The organism is Streptomyces sp. NPDC026394, from assembly GCF_055567735.1.
Genome location: NZ_JBVHPX010000026.1, coordinates 67,617 through 82,485, shown reverse-complemented (window position 1 = coordinate 82,485; position 14,869 = coordinate 67,617). Strand labels below are relative to the sequence as shown.

At 75.4% G+C, this 14,869-nt stretch carries 9 protein-coding genes; 6 read left to right on the top strand and 3 right to left on the bottom strand.

What is annotated here, in order from left to right; genetic code table 11:
- Nucleotides 1-27: 27 nt before the first annotated feature.
- The 6 genes from ACZ4QV_RS36590 to ACZ4QV_RS36565 all read left to right on the top strand — a co-directional run bounded on the left by ACZ4QV_RS36590 (nucleotide 28) and on the right by ACZ4QV_RS36565 (nucleotide 12,418).
- Nucleotides 28-3,219 carry a non-ribosomal peptide synthetase gene (locus ACZ4QV_RS36590; RefSeq protein ID WP_467764038.1) on the top strand — a complete coding sequence of 1,064 codons (3,192 nt, stop codon included), beginning with the start codon at nucleotides 28-30 and terminating at the stop codon, nucleotides 3,217-3,219.
- On the top strand, nucleotides 3,216-4,376 hold the full coding sequence (locus ACZ4QV_RS36585; RefSeq protein ID WP_361158625.1) for an acyl-CoA dehydrogenase family protein: 1,161 nt from the start codon (nucleotides 3,216-3,218) through the stop codon (nucleotides 4,374-4,376). Before ACZ4QV_RS36590 ends, ACZ4QV_RS36585 begins: the two co-directional genes overlap by 4 nt.
- 89 nt (nucleotides 4,377-4,465) lie before the next feature.
- Complete coding sequence (locus ACZ4QV_RS36580; protein WP_361882161.1) at nucleotides 4,466-6,376, top strand: non-ribosomal peptide synthetase; 1,911 nt, start codon at nucleotides 4,466-4,468, stop codon at nucleotides 6,374-6,376.
- Nucleotide 6,377: 1 nt separating this feature from the next.
- Nucleotides 6,378-8,342, top strand: coding sequence for a non-ribosomal peptide synthetase (locus ACZ4QV_RS36575; RefSeq protein ID WP_467764037.1), 1,965 nt, complete (start codon nucleotides 6,378-6,380; stop codon nucleotides 8,340-8,342).
- Nucleotides 8,339-11,320 carry a condensation domain-containing protein gene (locus tag ACZ4QV_RS36570; protein WP_467764036.1) on the top strand — a complete coding sequence of 994 codons (2,982 nt, stop codon included), beginning with the start codon at nucleotides 8,339-8,341 and terminating at the stop codon, nucleotides 11,318-11,320. Before ACZ4QV_RS36575 ends, ACZ4QV_RS36570 begins: the two co-directional genes overlap by 4 nt.
- Before the next feature lie 213 nt (nucleotides 11,321-11,533).
- Entirely contained in the window at nucleotides 11,534-12,418 is an 885-nt protein-coding gene (locus ACZ4QV_RS36565; RefSeq protein WP_361591087.1) for a trypsin-like serine peptidase, read from the top strand.
- 55 nt (nucleotides 12,419-12,473) lie between these two features.
- Here ACZ4QV_RS36565 and ACZ4QV_RS36560 read toward each other — a convergent pair whose 3' ends face one another.
- The 3 genes from ACZ4QV_RS36560 to ACZ4QV_RS36550 all read right to left on the bottom strand — a co-directional run bounded on the left by ACZ4QV_RS36560 (nucleotide 12,474) and on the right by ACZ4QV_RS36550 (nucleotide 14,826).
- Nucleotides 12,474-13,310: an urease accessory protein UreD gene (locus ACZ4QV_RS36560; protein ID WP_361158639.1), complete on the bottom strand. Its 837-nt coding sequence runs from the start codon at nucleotides 13,308-13,310 to the stop codon at nucleotides 12,474-12,476.
- Nucleotides 13,307-14,008, bottom strand: coding sequence for an urease accessory protein UreG (gene ureG / locus ACZ4QV_RS36555; protein ID WP_361158642.1), 702 nt, complete (start codon nucleotides 14,006-14,008; stop codon nucleotides 13,307-13,309). The genes ACZ4QV_RS36560 and ureG overlap by 4 nt, the downstream gene beginning before the upstream one ends.
- Nucleotides 14,009-14,151: 143 nt before the next feature.
- Entirely contained in the window at nucleotides 14,152-14,826 is a 675-nt protein-coding gene (locus ACZ4QV_RS36550) for an urease accessory protein UreF (protein WP_467764035.1), read from the bottom strand.
- Nucleotides 14,827-14,869: the final 43 nt, after the last annotated feature.

Genomic DNA, 14,869 nt, shown 5'->3' with positions numbered 1-14,869 from the left:
CCTCATCCACCACCCGAAGGATGGACCATGTTCGGACTCTCACCGTCCCAGGACGTCGTCTGGCTGCACGAGCAGATGCTGCCGGGCAGCCGTGCCTACAACTTCACGGCGTCGATCGACCTCTGGGGCCGACTCGACGAGGCGGCCCTGCGCGCCGCGCTCGGCGCCGCGCTCGACCGGCACGCCGGCCTGCGCCTCGAACTCGTCGAGCGGCCGGGCGAGGTGCCCGAACAGCGGGTACGCGAACGATGTGCGCCACGGATACGCACCGTGGACCTCTCCCAGGAGGCCGACCCGGAGGCCGCGTTCCAGGAGTTGCTGCGGACCGAGGCCGAGACGCCGCTCGACACCACCGAGGCACCGCTGCTGCGCTGGTGCCTGGCCCGGCTGGGCGAGCGGCACCACCGTGTCGTGCACGTCGAACACCACTTGATCCACGACGGTCACTCCTTCGCGATCCTGCTGCACGACGTGTTCACCGTGTACCGGGGTCAGGTGCTGGGCGAGCCGGTGGAGCTGTCGGCGGCACGCTCGTACGAGGAGCACGCGCGCGCCGCGGCCGTCGCCGACCGGCAGGCGAGCCTGGCGCACTGGACGGGGGAGCTGTCGGACGCCACCTTCGACCTGCCGCTGCCCGGCCTCGCCCGGCCCGGTGCGCAGCGCCGCCACGCGGGCGGGCAACTGCGCCAGGCCATCGGTGCCGACCTGGCCGAGCGGCTGCGGGAGAGCAGCCGCGCCCAGGGGCACACGCCGTTCTCCACGCTGCTGAGCCTGTTCGCGGAGCTGTTGCGTCGGCACAGCGGACGGACCGACATCGTTGTCGGTACCGCGGTGGGCAACCGTCCGGTGGGCTTCGAGGGCACCGTCGGCATGTTCGTCAACACCATCCCGCTGCGCCTGCGGCCGGACCCGGCCGCCGCGGCGCTGGAGACCGTGGACGAGGTCACCGACACGCTGATCCGGGCCCTGCCGCACCAGGAGGTGCCGGTGCAGGAGCTGACGCGAGCGCTCGGCCGGCACACCTCCGGCGCGGACAACCCGCTGTTCAGCGTGATGTTCAGCGCGCACGACGCGGCGCTGCCGGAGATCGAGGTGCCGGAGCTGGAGGTGGCGCTGTACGAGGGTTTCAACACCGGCACCACGCGCTTCGACCTGGACCTGGTGCTGATGCCGGACGACCGGCGGACGGTCGGCCCGCGGCAGGGCGCCGCGGGGATGACGCTGGTGTGGGACTACGACCGTGACCTGTTCGGCGAGGACGTGGTCCGGCTCCTGTCGGAACGTTTCCTCGACGTACTGCGCGCCTATCTGGAGACCCCGGACGCACCGCTGGCCTCGCTGGGAGCCGCCGCGGTGACCGCGGACCGCGCCACCGGCCCGGAGGAGGCGGACGCCCTCGCGTCCCTCCCCACCGACGAGGTGCTCGACCCGGTCGCCCGCCAGGACGCCGCCCGCCCCGCCCTCGTCGGCGGCGCCCAGAGCCTGACGTACGGTCAGCTCGGCGCCCGGGTCGACGACCTGGCACGCCGGCTCCGCGCGGCCGGAGTGACAGCGGGCCGCCCGGTGGCCGCCGTCCTCCCGCGCGGTACGGACTCGGTCGTCACGCTGCTCGCCTGCCTGCGCACCGGCGCCGTGTACTGCCCCCTCTCCCCCAACGACCCGGCCACGCGCCTGACGACGCTGCTGGAGCGGCTGAACCCCGCGCTGGTGCTGGCCACCCGGGAGAGCGCGCTGTCCCTCCCGGCCGAAGGGCTGCCGGTGGCGCTGCTGGACGGCCCCGCGTTCCCGGAGGCGGCGGCCCCTGCCCAGGACCTGGGCCCGGACGCCTTCAAGGACGCCGCCTACGTGATCCACACCTCCGGCTCCACCGGCCTGCCCAAGCCGGTCGTGGTGAGCCGGGCCGCGCTGGCGCAGCACGCCCGCGCCACGGCGGACCGGTACGGCCTGACGGAACGGGACCGGGTGCTGCTCTTCGCCCAGCCCTCCTTCGACGTGGCGCTGGAAGAGGTGCTGCCGTCGCTGCTGGCCGGTGCCTGCCTGGTGCTGCCGCAACGCGAGGTGCCCACCCCGGACGAGCTGACCGCGGTCCTCGCGGCCCGTCGGGTCACCGTCGCCAACCTGCCGACCAGCTACTTCCTCGCGGTACGGCAGGAGCTGGGCGAGGCGCTGCGGGACGGCCGCTGGGCCCCGCGCACGATCGTCCTGGGCGGTGAGCGGCTGCCGGTCGGTGCGCTGCACGAGCTGTTCGACGCCGTGGACGCCGCCGCCGGGTCGCCGTCGGTCGCCGTGCTCAACGCGTACGGCGTGACCGAGGCGGCGATCACCAGCACCGTGCACGAGGTGACCCGCGCGGACCTGCGGGACGGCGCCGAGGTGCCGCTCGGCGCGGAACTCCCGGGCACCCGGGTGCACGTGCTCGACGCCGGGCTGCGGCCGCTGCCCGCGGGCGCGGTCGGTGAACTGGCCGTCGCGGGCGCCGGGCTGGCCGACGGGTACTTCGGCAACGCGCGGGCCACCGCCGAGCGCTTCGTGACGCCTAACGCCCTGGGCGGCGAGCGGGTGTACCGCACCGGTGACCTCGGCTACCGGGACCTGACCGGGCGGCTCTGCTTCCTGGGACGCCGCGACAACCAGGTCAAGCTGCGGGGTTACCGCATCGAGCTGGAGGAGGTGGAGGCCGCCGCCTCCGCCGAGCTGGGCGGCCGGTCGTCCGCCGTCGTGCTCGACCCGGGCGGGCCCGCCGGGCCGCGGCTGATCGGCTTCCTGGAGTCCCGCGCCGGGGACGGTGCCGGCCCGGACGAGCAGGAACTGCACGCCGCGCTGTCCCGCCGGCTGCCCACCGCGCTCGTGCCGGGCCGCTGGATACGGCTGGACGCCATGCCGACGCTCCAGGGCGGCAAGCCCGACCGCGCGGCCCTGGCCCGCCGGGTGGCCGAGCTGCCGCCCGAGGAGGCGGCCGGGCACGCCGCGGCCGGGACGTCCGGCGAGCCCGCCGACCCGCAGGTGGCGCTGCTCGCCGAGGCCTGGCGCGAGGTGCTGGGACACGACGACTTCACCCCGGCGTCGCACTTCTTCCAGATCGGCGGCCACTCCCTGCTGGCCGCGCAGCTCGCCGCCTGGCTGGAGCCCCGGCTCGGCAGCCGGCCGCCGCTGCGGCTGTTCTTCCAGAACCCGGTGCTGGCCGACCAGGCTCGTGCGGTGCGGGAGGTGGCGGCGTGAACAGCTACCCCTCGTCGGTCCTGGAGGCCGACCACCGGGAACTGACCGCCTCCTTCGAAGCGTTCATCCGCAAGGAGCTGGTGCCGCTGGCGGCGGACCTGCCGGAGGACGCCGACCTGCCCCCGGCCGAGCTGCGCGACTACGTACGCCGTCGCTCGGCGGCCCTCGGCTTCTACGCGGGTGACTATCCCGAGGAGCTGGGCGGCTCGGGTATGCCGTTCACCGCCGTGGTGCTGCTGCACCACGCGGCGGGCCGCAGCGGCTGCCCGCTGGCGCCGTACGCCCTCGCGGGTTCCGACGGTCCGAGTCCGCTGCTGCGGCACGGCACGAAGGAGCAGATCGAGCGCTATCTCAAGCCGCTGGTGCGCGGCGAGGCGGTGCGCTGTCTGGCGCTGACCGAACCGCACGCGGGCTCGGACGCGTTCCAGCTCACCACCACGGCCGTGCGGGACGAGGCGACCGGGGAGTGGGTCCTCAAGGGCCGCAAGACCTTCGTGAGCAACGCCGACCGGGCGGACTTCACCCTGGTCGTCGCCTCGGCCGGGGGTGAGCCGACGGCCTTCGTGGTGGAGGCGGGCAACCCGGGGCTGCGGATCGGGCAGCGGTACGACGGGATGTCGGGCGAGCCGCTGTACGAACTGCTGCTGGAGGACGCGCGGGTGCCGGCGGACGCGGTGATCGGCGGCCCCGACGGGGTCGGCCAGGCGCTCGGCAACGGCATGGACAGCCTGTCCCGGGGCCGCCTGGTGGTGGCCGCGATGTGCGACGGTATCGCCGAGTACGCGCTGGAGCAGGGCATCGCGTACGCCCGTGAACGGCGGGCCTTCGGCGAGCGCATCGGCGCGTACCAGCATGTGCAGGAGCACCTGGTGACCAGCCGCGCGGAGATCGAGGCGGCCAAGCTGCTGACGCTGGCCTGCGCGCGGCTGGTGGACGGCGGCACGGAGGCGCCGGAGAACGCCGCGCTGGCCAAGCTGACCTCGTCGGAGACGGCGGTGCGGGTGGTGGACCGGGCCCTTCAGGTGCACGGCGCCACGGGGTGGGTGCGCGGGCATCCGCTGGAGTTCCTGTACCGCTATGTCCGGATGATGACGATCATTGAGGGAACCTCGGAGATCCAGAAGGTGATCGTCGCCCGGTCCATGGGTCTCGGCTGAGCCGTCCGCCCTCCGGGGCCCGGGGGCCGGACCACCGCCCCCGGCCCCGCCCCTTACGAATGCGTGAACTCGCGAACCGCAGAGGAATCATGAGTATTTCAGTCCACGAGCGTCCCGGCAGCAGTGCGCAGGACGACCGGCTCAGCATCGCGTACGGCAGCACGCCGACCGCCGCGTCGGAGGCCGCCGACCGGTCCGACATCCTCGCCCGGTACGAGCACTGGGTGCGCAGCACCCCCGACGCGCCCGCCGTCGAGGACGGCGAACTGTCCTGGAGCTACGCCGAGGTGGACTCCCTGGCGCACGTCGTGGCCGAGTCGCTGCGCGGCCGGGTGTCCCCCGGTGACCTGGTCGGCGTGTGCCTCGACCGCTCCGCCGCGCTGGTCGCGGTGGCGGTCGGGCTCGCCCGGCTCGGCGCCGTCTACCTGCCGCTGGGGCCGCGCCCCGGCGAGCACCGGCTGACGGCGGTGACCGAGCGCCTGGGCGTGGCCTGCCTCGTCGGCGACCCCGCGCTGCTGCCCGCGGCGTACCGTACGGGTACCGGGACGAGCGCCGTGTCCCTGCCGCTGCCCGCCGAGGGCGCCAACGCGGCCGGCAGCGTCGTGGCCGCGTTCCGCGCCGGGCCCGCCACCGCGCCGACCGCTCCGCCCGGTACCTTCTACGCCGTACTCACGTCGGGCTCCACCGGCACCCCCAAGGCCGTCGCGGTGGGCCGCTCGTCGCTCGGCTCGCTGCTGGACTGGTACCACGCGTACACCGGGGCCCGGCCCGGGGACCGGCACAGCCTGCTGATCGGTGTCTCCTTCGACCCGCACCTCAAGGAGCTGTGGGCGGCGCTCACTTCCGGTGGCACGCTGAGCGTGCCGCCCGAGGAGGTGCGCTGGGACCCGGACGCCCTCACCGGCTGGTGGCGGCGGGCCAAGGTGTCCGTCGCCATTCTGCCCACGCCGCTCGCCGAGACCGTCCTCGAACGGCCCTGGCCCGCCCTTCCGGACCTGCGCCACCTGGTGGTGGGCGGCGACCGGCTGCGCCGCCGTCCCGCGCCGCAGGTCACGGCCCGGGTGCACAACGCGTACGGCCCCGCCGAGGCCACCGTCGTCACCACGGTGCACCATGTCGAGGCGGACGGCGGCGACACCGCTCCCCCGCCGATCGGCACGCCCGTCGACGGCGCCGTCGTCTGCGTCACCGACGAGGCGGGCCGGGTGGTCCCGCGCGGCGAGGCCGGGGAACTGCGCGTCGGCGGCGACGTGCTGTCCCTCGGCTACCTGGACGCGGACCTGACGGCGGCCCGTTTCGTGGCTCCGCCGGACGGTGTCACCGGGACCGCAAGGGTCTACCGCACCGGCGACCGGGTACAGATGCGGCCCGACGGGGTGCTGGACTTTCTCGGGCGGCTGGACGACCAGGTCAAGGTGAGCGGCGTCCGCGTCGAACTCGCCGAGGTGGAGGCCGCGTTCGAGCACCACCCGGGCGTACGGCGGTCGGCGGTCGCCGTTCGGACCGCCGCGGGTGAAGTCACCCGGCTCGTCGCCTTCGTCCTGCCCGTCCCCGGTGAGCCGGTGCCCGCTGCGGACGAGCTGATCCGCGAAGCCCGCGGCTGGCTGCCCGAACAGGCCGTACCGGCCGTCGTACGGTTCCTCGACAGCTTCCCGCTGGACGCCAACGGCAAAGTCGACCGGGCCGCGCTCCTGGCGGCCGAAGAGGCGGCGGCCGGCGGCGCCACGGCCCCGGAGGGCGACGGCGCACCGCAGTCGCCGACCGAGGAACTGGTCCTGCGGCTCTGCCGCGACCTGCTCGGCAGCCGGACCCTCGGCACCGGCGACAACTTCGCCGCGGCCGGCGGCAACTCCCTGTCCACCGCCCGGCTGCTCACCGGCATCGAGGAGCACTGCGGCGTCCGGCTGCGGGCGCCCGAAGTGCTGCGGCAGCCCGACCTGCGGGCGCTGGCGGCCCTGGTGGACACCCGGCGCGCCGCCGCCGACCTGGCGGGGGTGTAAGATGACCGCCCTCACGACCGGCCTGCCCGGACGCGTCGCGCACTTCGCCCGCACCACCCCCGACGCGCTCGCCGTGACCGACGGCGAAACGTTTCTGACGTACGCGGAACTCGCCGCGGCGGCCGGCGGCTTCGCCCGGGTGCTGCGGGACCGGGGCGTGCGCCCCGGTGCCGCCGTCGGCGTCCTGCTGCCGCACTCGGTGCCCACCGTGGTCACCCAGCTCGCCGTCTGGTGGGCGGGCGGGCACTACGTACCGCTGGACGCCGACTATCCCGCGCCGCGCATCGCGACGATGCTGGAGACGGCCGGAGCGGTGCTGACGGTCGGTGACAAGGACCTGGTGGAGGCGGCGGGCATCCCCGGTGACCGGGCGCTGCCGCCACCCGCCCGCGCGGCGGAGCACACCGGGGACGGCACACCCGCGCCCGCCGAGGGGACCTACGACCCGGACGACGTCGCCTACGTCATGTTCACCTCCGGCTCGACCGGGCAGCCCAAGGGGGTGGCCGTCACCCACCAGGGCATCGCGGGCCTGGCGCACCGGCCGGAGTACGTGACCCTCACGCCCCGCGACCGGGTGCTGTTCCACTCCCCCGTCACGTTCGACGCCGCCGCCTTCGAGGTGTGGGCCGCGCTGGCCAACGGCGCCGCGGTCGCGGTGTCCACCGCCGACCGGCTCTCGCCGACCGGGCTGGCGCGGGACGCGGAGCGCCTCGGCGCGACCGTCACCGTGCTGACCACCGCGCTCTTCCACCACCTGGCCGCCCGGCGGTCCCCGCTCTTCGGGGTGCTGCGCGGCGTGCTGGTGGGCGGCGAGGCGCTGTCCGCGCAGCACGCGCGCTCCGTGCTGCGCGCCCACCCCTGGCTGGAACTGGTCAACGGCTACGGACCGACCGAGGCGACCACCTTCGCCACCGCGCACCGTGTGACGGACGCCGACTGCGACGCCCCGCCGCCCATCGGCCGCCCGATCGCCGGGACGACCGCGTACGTCATGGACGAGCACGGTGCGCCGGTGGCGCCGGGCGTGCGCGGCGAGCTGTGGCTCGGCGGCCCCCGGCTGGCACTCGGCTACGTCGGACAGCCGGAGCGTACGGCGGAACGCTTCGTCGGCCACCCGACGGCCGGCCGACTCTACCGCACCGGCGACGTGGTCTCGGCGCGCCCCGACGGCACGCTGGACTTCCACGGCCGGACCGACGACCAGATCAAGGTCCGCGGCTTCCGGATCGAGCCGGGCGAGATCGAGCACGCGCTGCGTGAGCACACCGAGGTCGCCGACGCGGCCGTGGTCGTCCAGCGTCCGGCCCCGGACGACGCGCGGCTGGTGGCCTTCGTCGTACAGGAGGACGGCGAGGACGGTGCGGCCGCCGGAGCGGCGGCGCTGCGCGCCCACCTGGAGGGCCGTCTGCCGTCCTACCTCGTACCCAACGCGTGGGCGTTCGTGGACGCGCTCCCGATGACCGGTGTCGGCAAGGTGGACCGGCGGGCGCTGGCCGAACAGGTGGTGGAGGGGGGCGGGGCCGGTCCGGTGGGCGGCATCGGCACCGGTGCGGTGAACGGTTCCGCGGCCGGCCCGGACGGCGGCCCCCAGGCCGCTCGGGACGGCGGGCCCGAGCCCGCTCCGGACGGCGGCCCCCAGGCCGCTCGGGACGGCGGGCCCGGCCATCTCTCGCCCCTCCAGCAGGTCGTCGCCGACCTGTGGAGCCAGGCCCTGGGCCACCCGGTGGACGACCCCGAGGCGGACTTCATCGCGCTCGGCGGGCACTCGCTGCTGGCGCTGTGCGTCGTGGAGGACCTTCGCGAGGACCTCGGCGTGGAGATGTCGCTCGCCGACTTCTTCGCCGCCCCCACCGTCGCCGCCCAGGCGGCACACGTCGAGCGGGCCCTGCTGCATCTGCACGAGGGTCCGGGCGCGCCCGGCGACGAACCGGCCACCTCAACCGCTCTGGAGGATCTGCGATGACCACCGCTCCGGACACTGCCCGCGAGGCGGCGCTGCTGCGGATCGCCCGGCAACGGCAGGCCGCCAAGCGCGGGAGCACGCCCCGTGCGGCCGCCGTCGGCGCGAAGACCACGGAAGGTCCGGCACCGCTCTCCGCGGCTCAGCGCCGCATGTGGCTGATGGACCGTCTCGGCGGCAGCGGCGCCGCGTACCACGTACCGTTCGCGACCCGGGTGCGCGGGCCGTTCGACCCGCAGGCGCTGGGCCGGGCGCTGACCGCCCTCGTACGCCGTCATGCGGTGCTGCGTACGCGGTACGGACAACGTGACGGCGAGCCCTACCAGGAGGCGCTGGACGCTGTGCCGGTGCCGGTCGAGGTGGTGTCCGCGGACGGTGACGTGGCGGAACTGCTGCGGGAGGCCGCGGCACGGCCCTTCGACCTGGCGAGCGGCCCGGTGCTGCGCGCACTGGCCGTACGGCATGCCGCCGAGGACCACACCGTGCTGCTGACGCTGCATCACATCGCCGTCGACGGCGGCTCACTGGCCATCGTCGCGCGCGAGCTGGGCGCGCTGTACGGGGCGGCGCGCGACGGTGACGACGCACTGACCGGGGAGTTGCCCGGAGCGCTCGCCTCCCCTGCGCCGCAGTACGCGGACTACGCGCGCCATGAGCACGCCGCCGTGGACGCCTTGGAGAACGGTCTGGAATTCTGGCTCGGGCGCCTCGCGGGCGCCCGGCCGGTACCGCTGCCCGCCCCGGCCGCGGACTCCGGCGCCCCGGCCCGGCGCGGACAGGCCGCACTGCTCGCCGAGCCGCTGCCGCCCGCCGTCCTCGAAGGGCTGCGCGCGGTGGGCCGGGAACACCGGAGCACCCTGTTCACCGTCGTCCTGGCCGCCGCGTACGCCGCCCTGCTGGAGCGGACGGGCCGGACGGACCTGGTGCTCGGCTGCGCGGGCAGCCACCGTGACCGCGCGGAGATCCGGGAGCTGGTCGGCCTGTGCGTGAACACCCTGCCCGTCCGGGTGGACGCGCGGAGCACGGGCACCTTCGGCGCTCTGCTGGACCGGGTACGGGACGCGCTGCTGGAGGCGCAGCAGCACCGGGACGTGCCGTTCGACCTGATCGTCGAGCGGCTGGGAGCTGCGGCCCGTGGGGCGGACGGCCAACCCCTGGTGGACGTCACGGCCGACGTGCTGCGGGCGCCCGCCGCCCTGGACCTGCCCGGGCTGGTGAGCGAACCGGTCGAGGTCGATCTGGGGACGGCCAAGTTCGGTCTCGGCTTCTACGTGGAGGAGGACCGGAGCGACGGCGCGCCGCCGCGCTGCCTGGTGCAGTACGACCGGGCGCGGCTCGACGAGCGGACGGCTCGGCAGTTGCTGCGCGGCTTCGCCGACCTGCTGGCGGCGGTGGCCGCCGACCCCGGCCGTCCGCTGACCCGGCCGCAGTCCGGAACCGGCGCACCGGACGGTGCGGAGCCGGTCCACCCGGCAGAACGGTTCCTCCGCGACCGACCGGAAGTGGCGGAAGCCTTTCTGCTGGAGATCGACGGCCGGTCGCCCCTCGCGTACGTCGTGCCGAGCCGCACGGGCTCCCTCGACCCCATGGGCCTGCGGGCCGCGTTGCGTACGCGGTTGGCGACCGAGCTGGTCCCGGCCGCGGTGACGGTCCTGGACGTACTGCCGCGTACGGCCGACGGTGCCGTGGACCGCGGCCGCCTGCCGGGCGCACCGGCGACGGCCGCGCCCGCAGACACCGTGGGGGCACGCGGGCAGGCCGTACTGGACGCGTTCACCGAGCAGTTGGGCCGGCGGCCCGCACTGGACGACGACTTCTTCCTGCTCGGCGGACACTCGCTGCTGGCGGTACAACTGGCCGACCGGCTGCGCGAACGGCTGGGCCTGCCGTTGACCGGCCTGGACGTGATGGAGCACCGCAGCCCGCGCGCCATCGCCGCCCTGCTGGACGGGCGGGGCGAGGAGCGCGCGGCGGCACTGGCCGCCGTCCGGAGCGCGGCCCGGCCCGCGGGCGCGGCCCCCGGCGGCTCCCGCCCCTATGCGGCGCGCACCGGAACGGTCCTGGTCACCGGTGCCACCGGCGGCGTGGGCGCCTTCGTCCTGCGGGAGCTGGCGGCACGCGGTCGTCCCGTGAGGGCGCTGGTACGGCCCGAATCGGCGCACCTGCTCGCGGCGGACGGCGTCGAGGTGTGCGAAGGGGACCTCGGCGACCCGGACAGCCTGCGGTCGGCGGCCGCCGGTGCGGACGCGGTGATCCATGCCGCCTGCACCTTCACCTCCCCCGAGGTGGACCTCGCGGCCATGCGCGCCGCGCTGGACGGGTGGCGGCGGGGCACCTTCGTCTTCGTCAGCAGCGTGGACGCGTACGGGCAGCCGCCGGTCACCGAGGTGACCGAGGAGACCGCGCCGGCCGGGCCGTTCACCGCGTACGGCCGGGCCAAGCTCGACTGCGAACGGATGCTGCTGGCGGCCGCCGGGAGCGGCGGGCGGGGCGCGGCCGGTGTGGTGCGGGTGCCCATCGTGTGGGGTCCGCACGCCAGGCTGCGCGACCAGTTGCGCTGGGGCGCCACCGGCCAGTTCTTCCAGGCCGCGCGGAACGGCGAGCCGATCGAGCTGCCCGCGCGGGAGCGCGGCTGGTACGGCGCGCCCTGGGTGCACGGCGCGGCGCTGGCCCGTGCGCTGGTCAGCTGCGTGGAACGGCCGACCGGCGGCGTGGTGAACGCGGTCGGCGGCCACGTCGACTGGCGTGACTTCGCCGCCGAGCTGATCCGGCTGCTCGGCAGCTCCAGCGAGATCCACGGCACCCACGCGGGTCCGGGCGCGGACACCGCGACGGAGAACGGAACCGGCGAGGCGGCCGGGCCGGACTTCCTGCTGCACCACCGCCGCCGCTACCGTCCCGCCCGAGCTTTTGCGGACGAACTGACGGAGCGTCCGGGCGAGGACTGGCGGTCGGTGCTCGCCGCGATGCTGGAGGCCTGACAGGCCGGCGGGGCTGTCGGGGCTGGTGGGCTGACGGGTTGTCGGGAGGGCGGGCTTTCCCCGCTTTTCACAGGTTCCTGTCTCCCCGACGGCACCGATGCCGTGCATCGGCCGTCTTCTCGGGTGCGGCGCTGCTCTCTCCCCTAGGAGCAGCGCCGTGCCCTTCCCGGACAGCACCGTCCGCGCCCGCCCCACCTGAGGAGATACCGTCCTATGCGCGTGGCTCCGGCCCTCCCCCGTACGCTCGCCGCCCTGGCCCTGGCCGTAGCCCCGGCCCTCGGTACGGCGCCCCCTGCGACGGCCGCCACACCCGACGTCACCGACACGGTCACCTACACGGCGCAGGAACGCCGGGCGGCCCTGGCCCACTGGACCCCGGCCCGTATGAAGGAGGTCGGCAGCGCCGTCGGTCTCGGGCCGACCGGCCCACTGACCGAGAAGTGGGCCGGCGCGCCGGTGAGGACCGTCGGCCGGCTCTTCTTCGTCAACCAGAAGGGCGACGACACGTACTGCACCGCCACCGCCGTCAGGAGCGGCAACCACTCGGTGGTCATGGCCGCCGGCCACTGCGCGCGGCTGCCCGCCTCCCCCGACAACACCTACACCGACCTGGTGTTCGTCCCGGGGTACGACCAGGGAGCCCGCCCGTACGGCGTCTTCCCGGTACGTGCCTCCGTCACCCCGCGCTCATGGGCACAGGACGGGGAGAACGACATCGCCGCGTTCACCGTGGACCCGGTGGGCGGACGTTCGCTCACCGACACGGTCGGCGGCCAGCCGGTGGCCTTCGGCCGTCCGGCGGGCGGCCGGATCACCGCGTTCGGCTACCCGGCCACCCGTCCGCAGCGCGGCGAGGAACTGCTGTACTGCGCGGGCCCCTCGAAGGCCGCGCCGCGACAGGAACTGAGCATCCCCTGTGACATGAGCGGCGGTGCCAGCGGCGGTCCCTGGCTCGCGGACTTCGACCCGCGCACCGGCCTGGGCACGCTCGTCTCGGTCAACAGCCACGGCGACGCGCTGGACCACAGCACCACGCTGTACGGACCCGTCCTCGGCGTCACCGCGCAGCAGGTCCACGACCGGGCCCAGCACGCCTGACACCACGACGGGCCTGCCGGGCACCTCACTCCGAAGCCGCCAGGCGGGCCGCTTCTCACGGAGCCGTACCCGCCGCGTCCAGGAGGCGCCGCACCCGCAACGCGTCCGGTGCGACAGCGGTCGTCAGGGCGGCGGGCCCGGCCAGCGGGCTGCGAACGCCCTGCCCTTCCCCGGGCCCCGTGCCGAGCAGCAGCACCTCGGCCGGCCGGTCGTCGTACGCCGGGTCCACGACGAGGAGCTGGCCCGTGGCCCGGTTGCCGCCGAGGACCGCGGCGGTGTCCCAGCCCGGGGCGCCGGGCCCGTACGCCGTCTCCTGGTCGAGCAGCGTACGCCCGGCGCGGCGGACCGTGAGGCGGCTGCTCAGCCGTCCGGTCCGTTCCCCGCTGCGCCCCAGCACCTGCTCCTCCCGCAGCACGAGCCGCGCGGTCGGCGCGAGATGCACGGTCGTCGTCATCCGCAGGTCGCTGCCCTCGGCGGAGATGAGCGGTTCGGGCAGCCACTCCAGCCGGGCCCCTTCGCCGACGGTCAGCTCCACGTCGTACGTGGCGTGTCCGCCGGTACGGCCCGGCAGCGCGACGGTCGCCGCGGCCGCCGTGACGCACAGGTCGGCGCCGTCCTCGGCGGTCGCCTCGATGCGCAGCCGGTCACCGCCGAGCGGGGCGCTCATGGCGCCGACGACGCACACCCGGGCCTGCTTCCCGTGCGCGCGGACGCGGCGCAGCGCGAGCGGCCCCTCGCCGTCCAGTACGGGCAGGCGGGTCGTGCCGTCCGTGCCGGTCCGCGCGGTGACGCGGGCCGTGGCGCGCAGACCGTGCGCCGCCGGAGCGGGGTCGGGCACGCGGAGCGGCCCGGGGTCCAGGGGCCGGGTCCGCTCGGGAGGCGCGAGGGTCATGCGGGGCCCGCGGTCCAGTCGGCCAGGCGTGCGCGGACCCAGTCCGTCACCGGCTTGACGCCGTTCTCGCCCTTGAGCGAGGTGAAGGTGACGGGCAGGTCGCCGCGTTGGGCCTTGGCGTCACGGGCCATGCCCTCCAGGTCGACGCCGACGTACGGGGCGAGGTCGGTCTTGTTGATCACGAGGAGGTCGGCGGTGGTGACCCCCGGGCCGCCCTTGCGGGGGATGTCGTCGCCGCCCGCCACGTCGATGACGAAGATCTGGGCGTCCACCAGGCCCTTGGAGAAGGTGGCGGTGAGGTTGTCGCCGCCGGACTCCACCAGGATCAGGTCCAGCGGACCGACCGCGTCCTCCAGGTCCTCGACGGCTTCGAGGTTGGCGGAGATGTCGTCGCGGATGGCGGTGTGCGGGCAGGCACCGGTCTCCACGGCCGTGATGCGCTCGGCCGGCAGCACCGCCTCGCGCAGCAGGAACTCGGCGTCCTCGCGGGTGTAGATGTCGTTGGTCACCACCGCCAGGGACAGCTCGTCGCGCAGCGCGCGGCACAGCGCGGCGACGGTGGCGGTCTTGCCGGTGCCCACCGGACCGCCCAGTCCGATCCGCAGCGCACGCCGGGTGCCGTCGGGACGCTCGGGGGACGCGGCGCTGTAGCTGTGCCGGTGCGGGAAGCGTTCGTCGAGGTCGTGGTCGAGATGCATGTCGGCTCCGTGAATCGTTTCGGTACGGGTTGAGCGGGACGAGTGGCGGGAGGACGAGCGGTGGGGTGACGGGGGCGGGCGTTACGAGGGACGGGGTTACGTGGTGCGGGAGTTACGAGGGACGGGAGTTACGAGGGGCAGGGTTACGAGGCGAAGAGCCGTACCGGCCACGCCGCGTGCTGCTCGGCGGTGATGTCGAGCAGCGGCGCGGACGCCGCCGGGAGTACACCGGTGCCGTCCAGGGGCACCCGACGTGCTGCTTCGACGGCCCGTTCGGCGACCTGGTCGAGCGGCGCCGCCAGCCGGGCCAGGACCGCCGTCGCGTCGAACGGGTCCAGACTCAGCAGCCGTACGGCGGCGGTGGCCGGGCCGCTGACGTTCTCGTAGGCGGCGGCACCGGCCGCGTCCAGCGGGTCCAGCCCGGCCGACCGGGCCGCCAGCCCCAGCACCACGGGCTGGTGCGCGCCGCGCGGCCGGGCGGCCGCCAGCGCGTCCAGCTCGGCCGAGGGCCAGGTGGCCCGGGCCGCCCGCATCATCTGCCGCCCGAGCCGGCGCGCCGTGTTCCGCAACGCCTGTACGGGCGTGCGGGCGTCGGCCGCCTCGTCCAGCGCGAGCGGGTCGCACCCGGCCGCCGCGGCGGCGGCCAGCGCGGCCGCGACCAGCCCCGCGGTGTGCAGCCGGCCGCGGCAGAACGCCTCCAGACCCGCCGCGTCCCGGATGCGCCCCGCCTCGACGGCCGCCTCGGCACCGCCGGAGTGCGCGTGCCCGCCGGCCGGGAACCGGCCGTCCGCCAGGACCAGCAGCGCCGCCCTGCTCATCGCCGTACCTCCTGCTCCGGCCGTTCGCTCATGCCCGGCCCGC